General features: G+C 72.0%; 16 protein-coding genes. 7 read left to right on the top strand and 9 right to left on the bottom strand.

The features are described from left to right. Positions 1–21: 21 nt before the first annotated feature. From ACIBO8_RS30575 to ACIBO8_RS30560, 4 genes are all read right to left on the bottom strand, one after another. Entirely contained in the window at positions 22–741 is a 720-nt protein-coding gene (locus tag ACIBO8_RS30575; RefSeq protein ID WP_396118839.1) for a rod shape-determining protein, read from the bottom strand. Positions 742–743: 2 nt separating this feature from the next. After that, the gene (locus ACIBO8_RS30570; RefSeq protein ID WP_396118838.1) at positions 744–1448 is read right to left on the bottom strand and encodes a CBS domain-containing protein; all 705 of its coding nucleotides are present in this window, start codon (positions 1446–1448) and stop codon (positions 744–746) included. Positions 1449–1522: 74 nt separating this feature from the next. Then, positions 1523–2023: a universal stress protein gene (locus tag ACIBO8_RS30565; RefSeq protein WP_396118837.1), complete on the bottom strand. Its 501-nt coding sequence runs from the start codon at positions 2021–2023 to the stop codon at positions 1523–1525. A gap of 119 nt (positions 2024–2142) precedes the next feature. After that, positions 2143–3360 carry a PucR family transcriptional regulator gene (locus tag ACIBO8_RS30560; protein WP_396118836.1) on the bottom strand — a complete coding sequence of 406 codons (1218 nt, stop codon included), beginning with the start codon at positions 3358–3360 and terminating at the stop codon, positions 2143–2145. A gap of 79 nt (positions 3361–3439) precedes the next feature. On the opposite strand from ACIBO8_RS30560, the gene ACIBO8_RS30555 reads away from it, so the two are divergent. Both ACIBO8_RS30555 and ACIBO8_RS30550 read left to right on the top strand, forming a co-directional pair. Further along, positions 3440–5056 (top strand): methyl-accepting chemotaxis protein, encoded by a 1617-nt coding sequence (locus tag ACIBO8_RS30555; protein WP_396118835.1) that lies wholly within the window; start codon positions 3440–3442, stop codon positions 5054–5056. 92 nt (positions 5057–5148) lie between these two features. Further along, the gene (locus tag ACIBO8_RS30550; RefSeq protein WP_396118834.1) at positions 5149–5544 is read left to right on the top strand and encodes a VOC family protein; all 396 of its coding nucleotides are present in this window, start codon (positions 5149–5151) and stop codon (positions 5542–5544) included. A gap of 16 nt (positions 5545–5560) precedes the next feature. Here ACIBO8_RS30550 and ACIBO8_RS30545 read toward each other — a convergent pair whose 3' ends face one another. Next, the gene (locus ACIBO8_RS30545) at positions 5561–6520 is read right to left on the bottom strand and encodes a hypothetical protein (protein ID WP_396118833.1); all 960 of its coding nucleotides are present in this window, start codon (positions 6518–6520) and stop codon (positions 5561–5563) included. Beyond that, positions 6517–6876 (bottom strand): PadR family transcriptional regulator, encoded by a 360-nt coding sequence (locus tag ACIBO8_RS30540; protein WP_396118832.1) that lies wholly within the window; start codon positions 6874–6876, stop codon positions 6517–6519. The genes ACIBO8_RS30545 and ACIBO8_RS30540 overlap by 4 nt, the downstream gene beginning before the upstream one ends. Positions 6877–6950: 74 nt before the next feature. On the opposite strand from ACIBO8_RS30540, the gene rraA reads away from it, so the two are divergent. Next, positions 6951–7427: a ribonuclease E activity regulator RraA gene (gene rraA / locus ACIBO8_RS30535; RefSeq protein WP_396118831.1), complete on the top strand. Its 477-nt coding sequence runs from the start codon at positions 6951–6953 to the stop codon at positions 7425–7427. 13 nt (positions 7428–7440) lie between these two features. On the opposite strand, the gene ACIBO8_RS30530 is transcribed toward rraA, so the two are convergent. Together ACIBO8_RS30530 and ACIBO8_RS30525 are read right to left on the bottom strand one after the other, a co-directional pair. Beyond that, positions 7441–8157, bottom strand: coding sequence for a hypothetical protein (locus ACIBO8_RS30530; RefSeq protein WP_396118830.1), 717 nt, complete (start codon positions 8155–8157; stop codon positions 7441–7443). A gap of 12 nt (positions 8158–8169) precedes the next feature. Beyond that, positions 8170–8796: a TetR/AcrR family transcriptional regulator gene (locus tag ACIBO8_RS30525; RefSeq protein ID WP_396118829.1), complete on the bottom strand. Its 627-nt coding sequence runs from the start codon at positions 8794–8796 to the stop codon at positions 8170–8172. A gap of 65 nt (positions 8797–8861) precedes the next feature. On the opposite strand from ACIBO8_RS30525, the gene ACIBO8_RS30520 reads away from it, so the two are divergent. From ACIBO8_RS30520 to ACIBO8_RS30505, 4 genes are all read left to right on the top strand, one after another. Then, positions 8862–10445: an FAD-binding oxidoreductase gene (locus ACIBO8_RS30520; protein WP_396118828.1), complete on the top strand. Its 1584-nt coding sequence runs from the start codon at positions 8862–8864 to the stop codon at positions 10443–10445. 31 nt (positions 10446–10476) lie between these two features. Then, on the top strand, positions 10477–11880 hold the full coding sequence (gene ngcE, locus ACIBO8_RS30515; protein WP_396118827.1) for an N-acetylglucosamine/diacetylchitobiose ABC transporter substrate-binding protein: 1404 nt from the start codon (positions 10477–10479) through the stop codon (positions 11878–11880). An 11-nt stretch (positions 11881–11891) separates the two neighbouring features. Beyond that, the gene (locus tag ACIBO8_RS30510) at positions 11892–12650 is read left to right on the top strand and encodes a maleylpyruvate isomerase family mycothiol-dependent enzyme (protein ID WP_396118826.1); all 759 of its coding nucleotides are present in this window, start codon (positions 11892–11894) and stop codon (positions 12648–12650) included. A gap of 124 nt (positions 12651–12774) precedes the next feature. Then, positions 12775–13197, top strand: coding sequence for a hypothetical protein (locus tag ACIBO8_RS30505; protein WP_396118824.1), 423 nt, complete (start codon positions 12775–12777; stop codon positions 13195–13197). Here ACIBO8_RS30505 and ACIBO8_RS30500 read toward each other — a convergent pair whose 3' ends face one another. Continuing rightward, a complete protein-coding gene (locus ACIBO8_RS30500) occupies positions 13198–14031 on the bottom strand; it encodes a PIG-L family deacetylase (protein WP_396118823.1) in 834 nt (277 codons plus the stop codon). Positions 14032–14057 lie beyond the last annotated feature (26 nt).

The following is a 14057-nucleotide window of genomic DNA, read 5'->3' as shown; positions in this document are numbered from 1 at the left end:
CTCCGGTCGGTAAGGGTCCGGTCAGACTCCGGCGGGGTGGCGCGACAGCGATGTCGCGGCCATGCCGGCGCCGCTGAGTGCGGCCGTACGGGGAGCGGCGGCCCGGTGGACGCGTGCGCCCAGCGCCCCCGAGACAGCCGGCACGAGCCCGGGTTGCACAGCACCGTCACCCACGAGCAGCAGGCCCCGGGCCATCGCCGTGAGCACGTCCGGCATCTCGGGGCCGGAGCGCAGGTCGTCGACGTGACGTACGACGATGTCGCCCAGTTGATCCACGGTGGCGCCGCGGGAGAGGTCCCCGGTGCCGATCTCGGTGCGGCGGGCGGCGACGACGTGGCCGTTCCTGAGCAGCGCCACCTCGGTGAGCCCGGCGCCGACGTCCACGATGAGCAGGGTGCCCGCGGCCGAGCCCGAGCCGATCGCGGCGGCGCGGACGGTGTCGACGAACAGGACGCGGCGGGGCGCGAAGGCCAGGCCGAGCACGCGGCGGACGGCGGCCTGCTCGTCCTCGGAGGCCAGGACCGGGCGGCATGCCACGACGACACCGCCCGGGCGGACCGGCTGCTCGTACTGGCGCACGAGCCGCGACAGCACTGCGGCGCACCCGTCGACATCGACCACCCGGCCGCGGGACGCGTACGGATGACCGAGGGGACCGGTCACCGTGCCGCGGTGTGCGGCCCACACCCCGGCGGTGCAGCTTCCGAGGTCCACGGCGAGCGTGGTCGTGGTCGGCCACATGGTCACGCCTCCGGGCGCAGCAGCGCCCTGCGCCGGCGGGACCGGCCGGGACCGAACGGTTCGGCACTGAACGGGTGGGTGCGGTTCGCCCTGGACCGGACGAGGTCGGCGTCGTCGAACTCGTACCCGATCCGGTCGACCACGTGGGCGACCCCCGGCACGGCCGCCACGAGCCGGGTGGCGATGCCGGCGGTGGAGCGCCGCCCGACCCGGCCGGTCAGCTCCGCCGTACCGTCGTCCATGCGGACCCGGATCTGCTCCGGATCGATCCACAGTCGCCGCCGCAGCAGCTCTTCGGCCTCGAGGCCGATCTCCGCGTCATTGCGGGCGTACGGCCGCAGCAGGTCGCTCCGGGACACGACGCCGAGCAGCCGGTCGTGCCCATCGGTCACGAGCAGCCGCCGGACGCGGTGCGTGTGCATCGTGCGGGCGGCGTGCACCAGCGATGCCTCCGCGCCGATGCACACCGGCCGCACGGTCATGAGGTCCCCGGCGCGGGTCGCGCGCCGGCGGCCCCGGTCGCCGTCGGTGACCCGGGTGAGCAGGTCCGCCTGCGAGACGACACCCAGGACGGTGCCGCCGGCCGCGGTGACCGGGACCGCGCTGATGCCGTGGCGATCCAGGAGGGCCGCTACGTGCCCGACGGGGGCGTCGGCGCCCACGGTGATCACCTCCCGTGTCATCACGTCCTCGACCTGCCACTGCATGACGGCACCTTCCCGGGCTGCAGGGCAGCCCTTACGTGTCGGAGATGTTTTTGCCGATCGTCGGCAACGGGTGGTCAGCCGTCGGACGACATGACGGCGCCGGGCCGGCGGCCGGACGGGACCGGCAGATCGGCAGCCTCGGGAGGCACCACGACGACCGGGCAGGCAGCGCGCTGCACGCACTGGTGGCTCACGGAGCCCAGCAGCAGTCCCGCCACCCTCCCGTGGGCCGGGCCGCCGAGGACGAGCATCTGTGCCGACTCGGCGGCGCGGAGCAGTTCGTCGGCGGGGCGCCCCTGGACGACGCGGGGGCGCACCGGCACCGACGGGCCGTACTCGCGGAGAACGTCGACCAGGGTGTCCAGCAGAACGCGCTCGGCGTCGGCGGCGAGATCATGGATCGGGCACGCCGCGGCGGCCCACTCGGCGCCGTAGAAGAACGCCGACGGCAGTCCCCACACCCAGACCGCCTCCACCTCGGCGCCGGTCCGGTCGGCCTGCCGCAGCGCCCAGCGCAGCGCGGCCCGGGAACCCGGCGAGTCGTCGACGCCGACGACAATGGGAACGTGCTGCATTCTGTGCCTCCTCACCGCTCGTCACTACGAGCATGCGGGAGCCGGTGCGCGGCGGGTAGGGCGGCCGACGGCCAAGAGGCAGGCCCCAGATTGCCGGAAGCCGGCAATCAGGCCGGTGCTCAGGCCGGTCCCGGAAACGGCCGGCGCGGCCAGTCGAGGGCCCGGGCGCCGAGGACCGCGGCCTGCAGCGTGAAGCGGTGCCCCGGATCGGCGGGGTTGAAGCCCGTCAGGACGTTGATGCGTTGCAGGCGGTAGGTGACGGTGCGGACGGACACGTGGATCCGTTTGGCCGTCTCCGTCGCCACCGCGCCGGTGTCGAAGTAGGCCTGCAGGGTGCTCAGAAGAGGCTCCGGTCCGCCTCGTGCCTGCTCGAGCGGGGTGAGCACGGCCTGGACCAGCTCCACCATGGCGGGTTGATCACGCAGCAGCACGCGGTAGATGAGCAGATCCCGGGCGTTGACGACGGGCGTGTCCAGCCGCAGCCGCGTCGCCATGGTCAGCGCCTCGCGCGCTTCCTCGTAGGAGCGTGCGATGCCGTACAGGCCCGAGTGCGGCTGGCCGACGGCGACCCGCCACGGGCGTCCCCGCGGCAGCCGGCGCAGCTCGTCGTGCATCAACCGGCCCAGCTCGGTGCCGGCGGCCCGGCCGGTGGGTGTTCCCGCCGCGGCGGCGGGCTCGGCCGGCGCCAGCACCACGAGCAGCCCGTCCTTCGTCGCCACGAGCACGTCCCGGTCGCCCATCCGGTCGAAGATGACCGCCTCCAGCGCCGTGATCGCCGCTTCCGAGTCGGGCAACCGGCGGCCGGGCGCGGCCAGGGCGACCTGGTGCGACCGCGTCAGATCGAGGCCGAACGGCTCCGCCCGGTCCACCAGCGCGCCGGGGTCGGAGTCGCCCCTGAGCAGGTCGTCGACGAGTTCCCGGCGCAGGGTCTCCTCCCGGCGTACGAGGTCGCGGCGCGCCATCGCGTACCCGTCGGCGAGCGTGGCGACCGCGTCGTCGATCACGTGCAGGACGGCCGTGGCGGCGGCGCGTACGGCCTCACGGTCACGGCTGCGCACCACGTCCGGAAGGTCCTGCCACAGGCGGCGCGCCGCGGAGAGGTAGAGCTGCACCGCCCGTCCGGCGGACACGCCCTGCTCGGCGGCGCGCCGGCCCAGCGTCTCCACGGCGTCCAGCTCGGCCCGCCGGGGACGGCGACCGGTGATCGCGGCATCGGCCAGCAGCGGCAGGTAGTCACCGAGCAGCTCCACCGGAACCCCGCCGGCGTCACGGCTCGCCCCGGAAGCCACCTCGGCGAGCCACCGGTCGTCGGGCGCGGCGCCCCGCCCACCCTTCATGAGCTGGAGCGTACGCGCACACGATCTGTCAGACGCATCACCGACTCAAACGCCCGCCCCCTCAGCCGAACAGAACTACGTGCGGAAACGTCTCTTCGACATGTCCGTCGGCAAGCGCCTGGGTGCGGCTTTCCTGGCGGTCTCCGCTCTGCTCGTCGCGGTGGCCGGTACCGGCGCGTGGGGAGCGCAGCGGCAGCGCCAGCTGCAGGCCGACCTGACCCGGCTGCGCGCGCTGGCGGACCAGATCCAGGAACTGCGATACCTGGATGCGGACATCAGCGGCTGGCAGGGGTACGTCTACTCCGAGGCGCTGGTGAGCGGCGGTGCCGAGGCGGTCAAGCCGGATGCGTACAACCGTGCCGGACTGCTGAAGTCCAAGGCCGCCGTCTACGACCTGCTGCCGAAGCTGGACCGCGGTGCGATGACCGCCGCGGAGCGGACCGAGTTCGACCGGCAGCGGGGATTGTGGGACACCTACTTCTCGTTCGACGACAAGATGGTCGCCCTCATCGCCCAGAACACGCATGCGGCGCTGGTCAAGGCGTACGACATCCTCAACGAGCCGCTCGACACCGCGTGGAGCGACCTGCTCGACTCCACCGAGAAGATCCTGGCCTCGGTCGCCAAGCGGGTCGCGGCGCTGACCGCTGAGGTGGATCGGGTGGGTCACCTGGTGATCACCACGGTGATCGGGGCCGGCGCCCTGGCCGTGGCGCTCGCCCTGCTGCTGAGCCGCCTGGTGACCCGCTCGGTGGTCCGGCCGCTGCGGCACAGCATCCGGACGCTGCGGCGAGTCGGCGCCGGTGACCTGACCGCTCGGACGGGTCTGACCAGCATGGACGAGACCGGCCGGCTGGGCCGCGCGGTGGATGCCATGACCGCGGATCTGCGCCGCACGGTCCAGGCGCTGGCGGAGAGCGCCGACACCATGGCCGAGGCGTCCGCGAATCTGTCCGCGGCCGGCGACCGGCTGGCCGTCGGCTCCGCGTCGACCGCCGGCGAGGCGGGCCGGGCCGCCGGTGCGGTGGACCAGATCGCGGAGCACATCGAGAACGTCGCCGGCGGCGCGGTGCAGATGGACGCCGCGATCGCCGAGATCGCCCGGAGCGCCTCGACGGCCGCCCGCGTCGGGCTCGAGGCCGTGCAAGCCGTCGAGGCCAGCTCGGCCACGGTCGCCGAACTGGGCACCTCGTCCGCCGAGATCGGCGACGTGGTCAGGGCGATCACCGCCATCGCCGAGCAGACGAACCTGCTGGCCCTGAACGCCACCATCGAGGCCGCCCGCGCCGGGGAGGCCGGCAAGGGCTTCGCGGTGGTCGCCGGGGAGGTCAAGGATCTCGCCCAGGAGACCGCCCGGGCCACCCAGGACATCGTCTCCCGGGTGCAGGCCATCCAGGACTCGAGCCAGGCGGCGGTGCGGGCGATCAACCGTATCCGGGACGTGGTGACGGAGATCGACTCCTATCAGTCGGCGATCGCCGCTGCGGTGGAGGAGCAGAGCTCCACGAGCCGGGAGATGAGCCGGAGCGTGACCGAGACCGTCGGCGGCACCACCGAGGCCGCAGCCGCCGTGCAGGCCGTGGCGGCCGCGGCGCGTACGACCGACGCGGACGTCGCTCAGGCGCGTTCGTCCGCCACCGAGCTCGCCGCGATGTCCGGTGAGCTGCGCGACCTCGTGGCGCGTTTCCAGCTCTGAAGCGTCGCCGGCCAGCTTTTCGGGTGACTCCGGCCGGCGGCGCGCGGGCGTAGCGTGAGGTGGTCTCCGGTCGCCGGCGCCAGGGAGGAACCATGCTGGACCAGAGCGCGGTGGAAGCCAACATTCCCGCAGCCGACCTCGACCGAGCCCGCAGCTACTACGCCGACAAGCTCGGTCTCACCCCCGTCGCGGAATACGGCGGCGAGTCCCTGCGATATCGGACCGCCGGCGGAACGTTCTTCAACCTCTACCGGACCCGGTACGCCGGACAGGCGGGCCACACCATCGCCCAGTGGCACGTCGACGACGTCGACGAAGAGGTTCGCAACCTGGTCGCCAAGGGTGTCGTCTTCGAGGTCTACGAGGACATGCCCGGCGTCGAATGGCACGGTGAGGTCGCCACGCTGCCGGGAATGGGCAAGGCAGCGTGGTTCAAGGACAGCGAAGGCAACATCATGTGCATCGACGAGGGGGAGCCCCGCAGCTGACGCGGCGGTGCATCGGTCAGGCCGCTGCCGCGCGCTGCGGGCCGCGGCCGGGGCGGCAGCATGCGGCGATCAGCACCGCGATGCCGAGGGCCACGCCGGCCAGGACGGCCAGGCCGCCGTACGTGCCGGCCGGCACCAGGCCGCCCCAGAACGGGACGTCCGGTGAGTAGTCGCCGGTGAGCACGTTCAGGAAGATCAGGCCCAGCGACAGGGCGGGCGCGAGCAGTGTCAGGCCCAGCACGGCGGTGAGGCCGGCTGCGGTCGTGGCCCGCGTACGGTGCTCGGTGCGGCGGCTGGCCCAGCCGAAGGTCAGCCAGCCGAGCAGCGCGCCGAGCAGGCCGGCGGCGAACGTCAGCACGGTGATCCACGGTGGCTCGGTGCGGGAGACCCGGATCTCCAGCCGGCCCTCGCGGCCGGTCGCGTCGTGCCCGTCCTCGATGCGCAGGAGCAGGTGGCCGTCGCGGGCGAGCAGGCCGGTCGGTGAGATGTCCAGGACGTGCCAGCCGTGCGCTTGCAGCCGTGGGGTCAGGCCGGCCAGGTAGCTGCCGGCGTCGCCGGCTTCGGTGGTGCGGGCGACGCCGGTGAGGTGCCGCGCGCGAACCGCTCCGTCGACCACGTGGAAGGGCGCGCCCTCGGCGTCCGGTGCCCACTGCACCGGCCGGCCGGCGGCGACCAGCTCGCTCAGCGCGGAGCGGGCGGCGCCGTCCGGCAGGTCGGTGGCTGCTTCCCAGGCGAGCCGGTTGGCCGCCGAGGCGAGCAGGAAGCCGGCGACCAGTGAGACGATCATGGCCAGCGCCACGACGCCGGCGCTGCGAGCACGGCCGAGCCGGGCCCGCAGGCCGTGCCGCATCAGGTCGGCCGTGCCGCGGACGCCGATCCGGGCGCGGCCGTCGGCGGCGGCCATGAGCAGCAGGTCCTCGATCTCCGCGCGGCGGGGACCCTTCGGGTACGCGGCCAGAACGAAACGGTTCCTCATCCGGCCGTCACCGCCGCCGGGCCGCGACCGGTCACGAACCCCCGTGCCCGCAGTCGGCGCGATGCCGTGCCGGCGTTGCGGGCGAGGCGCTCACTCTCCGCGGTGAGGGCGGCGGCGCCCGCTTCGGTGAGCCGGTAGTACCGCCGCGGCCGACCGTCCACGATCTCCTCGTGGTCGATCTCGAGCAGCCCTTCGGCGGTGAGCCGGTCGAGGGCGGCGTACAGCGTGCCGGTCTGCAGCCGGACCTGGCCCGCGGAGAGGGTTTCGGCCTCCCGCATGACGCCGTACCCGTGGCGCGGCCGGTCGACCAGCGCGGTGAGTATCCAGAACGTGGGTTCTCGCATGCTTGTCGCCATGCCGGCAATATAGAGATCATCTGACTATGTGGCAACCGCCGGTGCTCGCCGGCCGTCCCTCTAGGGTGGCTTCCATGGACAACACCGCAGACCTTGTCGACAAGTACGGCGAAGAGCTCGGCTCCTGCGACACCCAGCTGCGTCAGTACGGCGCGGCGCCCGCCTTCCGGGGCCGGGCGGTCACCGTCTCCTGCTTCGAGGACAACGCCCTGCTCAAGTCCGTGCTGGGTGAGCCCGGTGCGGGCCGGGTCCTCGTGGTCGACGGCAAGGGCTCCCTGCACTGTGCGCTCATGGGCGACGTCATCGCGGGCCTCGCCGTGGACAACGGCTGGGCCGGCGTGATCATCAACGGCGCCGTGCGGGACGTCGCCGCGCTGCGTACGCTGCCGATCGGCATCAAGGCGCTGGGCTCCAACCCCCGCAAGAGCACCAAGACCGGCGCGGGGGAGCGCGACGTCGTTCTCGAGTTCGGCAACTGCCGGTTCGCCCCGGGTGCCGAGGTGGTCAGCGACGATGACGGCATCGTGGTTCTCCCGCCGTCACAGGGCTGATCGGGGCCGAGTGTCAGACGAGGCCCAGGCTGGCGGTGAAGGAGGGATTGTCCTCCACGACCACCTCACCCGGCGGCGGCGCTGTGATCCCGGCAGGCACGCCGAAATCCGAGAACGTGAACACCATGATGTCCTTGCCGATCCTGATCTTGGTGAACCGCCCCTGTCCGTCGAGGTCGACGCTGAGCGGCACCTTCTTGCCGTTCGTGAGGGAGGCCGTGCCGGAGAACGACCGGCTCCCGGTGCGGTGCATACCGGTACCGCGGCTTGCGGACTCGGCCAGGTTCCACGGGAAGTCGTCGTTCCACACCGTCATGAGCTCGTGGCCGTTCGGCAACCGGGTGCGGACCCAGCCACCGGCCGCGAGGTGGTCGGCCGTGGGCGCCGGCACCATCAGGGACGCCAGCGTCCTGCCGCTCGCCCGGATGTAGACGTCCGTGCCGACCCGGCGAACGACGTACTCCTTGCCGGTGATCTCCCAGTTCCCGGTCTGTGCGTTCACCACGCCGGCGAAACCGAGCGGGCCGCCGCCCGCGTCGTACGCGAACCGGAGGTTTTCCCTGCCCAGCTGAGCGTGGGCCGCGGTCAGTGCCTGCGCTGGGTCGGAAGGGATCGTGGCCGGCGGTCGAGGGGCCGGACTCGCGGTGGCGCTACCGCCTCCGGAGGTGGAGCAACCGGCAGCCGCCGCCATGAGAATCACTGCGCTGACGATCAGTCGCCGTGTCCGCATACCGCGGTCCCCCTAACGATGATCATGCGGATAAAGAACCGCGAAGATCCGCCTGAACCTGAGGATCATGTCATCCGCGGTCTGCGCCGGATGATGCCGCCACCACGAAACCGCGGCGCTCACGGTGCCGTACCAGAGGTGGGTGGCGAGGTCGGCATCCAGCGGCTCGTCGACCTGTGACGAGCCGAGGACCTCCGCTACGCCGACCGCACCCAGCCGGTTCAGTTCTCGCCGGTACACGGCCGCGGCATCGTGCAGCCGGCCCTCGCTCGGCAATGTCGAGTCGTAGACGAGTGCCCAGTCGTGCACGCGCGACTCGAGGGTCCGGAAGATGGCCTCCAGGGTGCGTGCGCCGCGGGTGATGTCGGACGGTCCGTCCTGCGCGGCCCGCACGGCAGCCACGAGGCGGGAGCCGGCGCGGTCCACGCAGGTGAGGTAGAGGCCGTCCTTGGACGTGAAGTACTCGTAGATCATGGGCTTGGTGATCCCGGCCCGCGCCGCCACGTCGGCGGTCGACCCGCGCGCGTGCCCTTTGCGGCCGAATTCCTCCGCCGCCGCGTCCAGGATCAGCTGTTCGCGTTCCTTGCGGGGCATCCCTTTGGTGCCGACAGCGCGCGTGCGGTTCTCCTGCTTGCCCATACCTCCACCCTATGCCAAAGTGACCGCCAGGTAACTTACCGAGCGTTCAGATTGGCGGTCCGGCGGTGAGCGGCAAGACGCGTTCGTGGTGGGGATGGGGTTACGTCGAGGACGCGGTGGCCGGCCGGGAGCGTGAGGCACTCACCCGGCGTACCGCGGAACTGCTGCCGGGCGCGGACCTCACCGTGCATCAACCGCCGCCGGTCGAGGCGTTCGGCGTCGGCGCGGCCCGGGTCAGCGCCCCACGGGCGCTCGCGGCGATCGTCTCGCAGGACGTCCGCGATCGCCTTGCGCACAGTCACGGGCAGGCGTTCCGCGACGTGGTGCGGGCGTTGCTGGGCAAGCTTCCGCACGTACCCGACCTGGTCGTACGCCCGGCCACCGAGGACCAGATCGTCGACGTGCTGGACTGGTGCACCGGCGCGAACGTCGCGGTCATCCCTTTCGGCGGAGGCTCCTCGGTCGTGGGCGGCGTCGAACCGCGAGTGGGTGCGGACTACGCCGGGGTGGTCAGCCTGGACCTGACGGCCATGGACAAGGTCCTGGAGATCGACCCGGTGAGCCGGGCCGCGCTCGTCCAGGCGGGGGTTCTCGGCCCGCACCTGGAGAATCAGCTCCGACCCCGCGGATACACGCTGCGGTTCTTCCCCCAGTCCTTCGAGTTCTCCAGTCTCGGCGGCTGGCTGGCCACCCGGGCCGGTGGCCACTTCGCCACGCAGCTCACCCACATCGACGACCTCACCGAATCCCTGCGGGTCGTCACGCCGGCCGGTGTCGTCGAGACCCGTAGACTGCCCGGTTCGGGCGCCGGCCCGTCCCCCGACCGGTTGTTGCTCGGCTCGGAGGGGGCGCTCGGCATCATCAGCCAGGCCTGGGTACGCCTGCAGGAACGGCCCCGGTGGCGGTCCGGCGCCTCGGTGACCTTCGCCGACTACGACGCCGGCGTACGGGCGGTGCGCGCGCTGTCCCAGTCCGGCCTCCACCCGGCGAACTGCAGACTGCTGGACCCCATGGAAGCCTTGATCAACGCGGGTTCGGCGGCCTCCGTGCTGGTGCTCGGGTTCGAATCAGCCGACCATCCCGTCACCGCGTGGCTGGACCGGGCGCTGGAGCTGTGCCGGGACCACGGCGGGGTTCCCGAAGACCGGGCGGGCAGCGGAGCCGCCGACACCTGGCGCTCCTCGTTCCTGCGGATGCCGTATCAGCGGGACGCGCTCGCCGCCCAGGGCATGATCGTGGAGACGTTCGAGACCGCCTGCACGTGGGACCGGTTCGAGACGCTGCGCGCGGCCGTCACCTCGGCAGCCGTCGACGCCATGGATCAGGCCGGGGTCACGGGCGTCATCACCTGCCGCTTCTCCCACGTCTACCCCGACGGCCCCGCACCGTACTTCGGGATCTACGCCGCTGGAACATGGGGCAGGACCGTGGAGCAGTGGGACGAGATCAAGGCCGCGGTCTCCGACGCCCTGATCGCCGGGGGTGCCACGATCACGCATCATCATGCGGTGGGCCGTGACCACCGTCCGTGGTACGACCGGCAGCGCCCCGACCTCTTCGCCTCCGCACTCCGGGCAGGCAAGGCCGTGCTGGATCCGGCCGGAATCCTGAACCCCGGCGTGGTCGTCGATCCCGCGTACACCCGCTGAGGAGGCCGCAGATCACGTACATTCAATCTTCATGTGGGCTGAGCCGCCGGGCAGCCGCCGCCCGGCTCGACGGGCGGTCCTGCGGCAGCTCGCCTCGGTGCCGCTCCTGACGCTGGCGCCCGCATGGCTCACCGGATGCGGCCACGACCAGGTGGCGGGTGACGACCCGTTCGGAGTCCGGGCGGACGCGCCGCTCGAGGTGGTCATCTTCGACGGCGGGTACGGCGACGAGTACGCCAAGATCCACCAGTCGATGTACCGGGAACGGTTCCCGCGGGCCAGGGTCACGCACGTGCCGACCAAGGACATCCAGGCGCTGGTGCAGCCGCGGCTGGAGGCCGGCAACCCGCCGGACGTGGTGCTCAACGACGGCGCCGGGCAGTTCCAGCTCGGCGCCCTCGTCAACGACGGCGCGCTGGCGAGCCTGGACGGCCTGATGAACGCCCGCACCATCGACGACCCGGCCGTCAAGGTCCGCGAGGTGCTGCTCCCGGGAACGATCGAGTCCGGCACCTTCAACGCCACCGTGTACTCGTTCAACTACGCGTACACGCTGTTCGGGCTCTACTACGACGCCGCGCTGTTCCGGGCCAAGGGTTGGCGGCCGCCGACGACCTGGGACGAGTTCCGGGCCCTCGCGCCGAAGATCAAGGCGGCGGGCATGGCGCCGTGGGCGCACGCCGGCAAGTACCCGTACTACATGGGGTGGCCGCTCGCGGACTGGATCCAGAAGGCCGGCGGCACCGAGGCGGCGATGCGGATCGACAATCTGGAGCCGGGCGCCTGGCGGCAGGAGGCCGTCACCGCGGCGCTCAGCATGGTCATCGAGATGGTGGCGAAGGGATGGGTGCTCCGCGGCACCGAGAACCTCACCCACCTGGAGTCGCAGCAGGCACTCATCGACGGCAAGGCGGCGCTCCTGCCCTGCGGCACCTGGCTGGAGAACGAGATGAAGGCGACCATGCGGCCCGGCGTGGAACTGACCTTCCTGCCGGTCTGGAGCGTCGGCGCCGGCGACGTGCTGCCGCACGGCAGCGTGCGGGCCGGCGCGGTCGGGTCCTTCGTCGTCCCGGCGAAGGCCGCCAACCGGGAAGGTGCGCTGGAGTACCTGCGGATCATGGCCTCCGCGGCCGGCGCCGCCGCCTTCGCCCGGTCCACCCTCTCGCTGGCCAGCGTCCGCGGTTCGGCGGACAGCGTCAGCGGCTCCACCGCGCTGTCCTCGGCGAGCCGGGTCCTCGCCGAGGCGGGCACCAACATCCTGCAGTGGCGCCTGAACGACTGGTACGAGAACCTGGACAAGCAGTGGCAGGCCGCCGTGGACGACCTCATGCGCGGGCGCATCAAGCAGCCGGGCGAATTCATCGGCCGCATGGAGTTGGCGGCGGACCAGATCGCGAAGGATCCTTCGGTGACGAAGTTCCGGCGCGAGAGGTGACAGGTAGCCCCATGACGTTGTCCTACGACATCCACTGTGCGGCGGTCGAGCGGGAAAGTGCCCAGTTCGTACGCGTCGTGACCGGCGCCGATCCGACGGTGCCGGTTCCGAGCTGCCCCGGCTGGACGCTCGCCGCGCTGATCACGCACACCGGCGGCGTCCACCGCTGGTTCGCCGGCCTGCTGCGTGAGCTCGTGCAGGAACGGCCCGCGCGTCGCGACGTCCGCCTGGACCTGCCGTCGGCTCCCGAGGAATATCCCCGCTGGCTCGCCGAGGGCGCGGCCGCGGCGGATACCGTGCTGCGGGCCACCGACCCGGACGCGGCCATGTGGACCTGGGGCGCCGACCCGCACGCCCGGTTCTGGGCACGCCGGATGCTGTTCGAGACCCTGGTCCACCGGGTGGACGCGGAACGGGCACTGGGCCTGCCGTCGCAGATCGACGCCGTGCTGGCGGCCGACGGCGTGGACGAGTTCCTGACCAACCTGCCCTATGCCAGGCCCTTCGCGCCGGACGTCGCCAAGCTGCGCGGAGACGGCGAGACCATCCTCTTCCGGTGCACGGACCGCGACGCCGAGTGGGTGGTCCGGCTCCGGCCCGACGGCTTCGGCGTCGAGCCCGCCGGCCTCACCCCGGACGCAACGGTACGGGCGCCCGCCGCGGACCTCCTTCTGCTCGTGTACGGCCGCAGCGAGCGCGACGAGGACCCCTTCGAGTGCCGTGGCGACGAGGACCTGCTGGCCCGCTGGTGCGCCAACTCGCGCTTCTGAGCCGGGGCAGGGGAGGAAACCGTCCCCCATTCGTCACCTGTCCGCCGCGTGCGGGAACTGGTTGTCTCTTCGGCGAGCGGATCTTGGTCCGCCGTCGAACAGGACGATTCTTGTGAGGAGCACCATGAAGTTCCCCCGCGCTGCGCTGACGATGACGGTGGCGGCCTCCGCGCTCGTCGTCGCGCTGCAGAGCCCCGCCATGGCGTCGGACTCGTACCACGTGATGAACACCGGCGACGCGTTCGGTGGCGGCATCTTCGACTACTACGGCGAGGCGTACTTCACCGAGCACGGCGACATCGTCAAGGTCTGCGACACGGACGCCGACGGCCACGGTGTACGCATGTACGTCAACCTCGACGACGCGTACGGGCCGAAGCTGTACAGCATCACAGTGGGCGGGGAGGGCAACTGTGAGACCCACCGGGCCAGCCAGGGCGGGGTCTACGACCTGCCGGAGAAGCGGAACATCGGCTTCCTGTTCTGCCGGCACGACGCCACCTCCGAGGGGGAGTGCCGGGCCTACAAGTTCTACAACGACTTCTGATCAGCGCAGCCCGGCGAAGAGGTCGTCCTCGGACAGCGGGGCGCCGGTCCGGTCGTACGCCCGCACGAAGGTCTCGACGCCCATCAGCTCGGTGAACCGTTCCCGGCCCATGCGCAGGAGCGTGGTGTTCTCGTCCTGGCTCGCGTGCGCCGCCAGCGCGTCGTACTTCTGGCCGCCGAAGGCGCGCGTGTCCACCCAGGTGCTGATCTCTTCGTCGGGCAGGCCGATCCGGGGAGGGCCGGAATTCTCGTCGATGTCGGCCTCCTCCCAGCCGACCCCCAGCTCGCGCAGGACCTCGCCGAAGGCGGCCATTCCCGAGTGCGGCGCGGTGGTCCAGTACACCTTGGCGGGGATGTCCGAGCCGGCGACCGCCGCCATGGTGACGCGGTGGGCCTGGATGTGGTCCGGGTGCCCGTAGAAGCCGTTCTCGTCGTACGTGACGACGACGTCCGGCGTGTAGCGCCGGATGAGCGCGGTGAGCCGTTGCGCCGCGTCGGCGACAGGGGTGCTCCAGAACGAGCCGGGCGCGTCGTTGGTGGGCCAGCCCATCATCCCGGAGTCGGCGTAGCCGAGCAGCTCGAGGTGGGTGACCTTGAGCGCGGCGCAGCTGGCGTCGAGCTCCGCCCGGCGCAGCGCCGCCACCGCCAGCGGGTCGTGGCCCGGGTCGCCCGGCTTCACCCCGCCCGGCCCGTCGCCGCAGCGGCCGTCGGTGCAGGTGACGAGCACGGTCGTGATGCCCTCGGCCGCGTAACGGGCGAGCACGCCGCCGGTGCTGGAGGCCTCGTCGTCGGGGTGTGCGTGTACCGCCATCAACGTCAGGGAGCGATCAGCCATGACGCCACCCTACGATCACGCGCGGG

Origin of the sequence: Actinoplanes sp. NPDC049681 (assembly GCF_044465265.1) — a bacterium.
GTDB lineage: Bacteria > Actinomycetota > Actinomycetes > Mycobacteriales > Micromonosporaceae > Actinoplanes.
The sequence above is the reverse complement of the archived record's forward strand: the minus strand, read 5'-3'. Positions and strand labels throughout refer to the sequence as shown.

Excerpts from the sequence above, each read along its gene's own strand:
- ACIBO8_RS30575 (WP_396118839.1), bottom strand. The coding sequence starts at position 741 with ATGTGGCCGACCACGACCACGCTCGCCGTGGACCTCGGAAGCTGCACC.
- ACIBO8_RS30570 (WP_396118838.1), bottom strand. The coding sequence starts at position 1,448 with ATGCAGTGGCAGGTCGAGGACGTGATGACACGGGAGGTGATCACCGTG.
- ACIBO8_RS30565 (WP_396118837.1), bottom strand. The coding sequence starts at position 2,023 with ATGCAGCACGTTCCCATTGTCGTCGGCGTCGACGACTCGCCGGGTTCC.
- ACIBO8_RS30560 (WP_396118836.1), bottom strand. The coding sequence starts at position 3,360 with ATGAAGGGTGGGCGGGGCGCCGCGCCCGACGACCGGTGGCTCGCCGAG.
- ACIBO8_RS30550 (WP_396118834.1), top strand. The coding sequence starts at position 5,149 with ATGCTGGACCAGAGCGCGGTGGAAGCCAACATTCCCGCAGCCGACCTC.
- ACIBO8_RS30545 (WP_396118833.1), bottom strand. The coding sequence starts at position 6,520 with ATGAGGAACCGTTTCGTTCTGGCCGCGTACCCGAAGGGTCCCCGCCGC.
- ACIBO8_RS30540 (WP_396118832.1), bottom strand. The coding sequence starts at position 6,876 with ATGGCGACAAGCATGCGAGAACCCACGTTCTGGATACTCACCGCGCTG.
- rraA (WP_396118831.1), top strand. The coding sequence starts at position 6,951 with ATGGACAACACCGCAGACCTTGTCGACAAGTACGGCGAAGAGCTCGGC.
- ACIBO8_RS30530 (WP_396118830.1), bottom strand. The coding sequence starts at position 8,157 with ATGCGGACACGGCGACTGATCGTCAGCGCAGTGATTCTCATGGCGGCG.
- ACIBO8_RS30525 (WP_396118829.1), bottom strand. The coding sequence starts at position 8,796 with ATGGGCAAGCAGGAGAACCGCACGCGCGCTGTCGGCACCAAAGGGATG.
- ngcE (WP_396118827.1), top strand. The coding sequence starts at position 10,477 with ATGTGGGCTGAGCCGCCGGGCAGCCGCCGCCCGGCTCGACGGGCGGTC.
- ACIBO8_RS30510 (WP_396118826.1), top strand. The coding sequence starts at position 11,892 with ATGACGTTGTCCTACGACATCCACTGTGCGGCGGTCGAGCGGGAAAGT.
- ACIBO8_RS30505 (WP_396118824.1), top strand. The coding sequence starts at position 12,775 with ATGAAGTTCCCCCGCGCTGCGCTGACGATGACGGTGGCGGCCTCCGCG.
- ACIBO8_RS30500 (WP_396118823.1), bottom strand. The coding sequence starts at position 14,031 with ATGGCTGATCGCTCCCTGACGTTGATGGCGGTACACGCACACCCCGAC.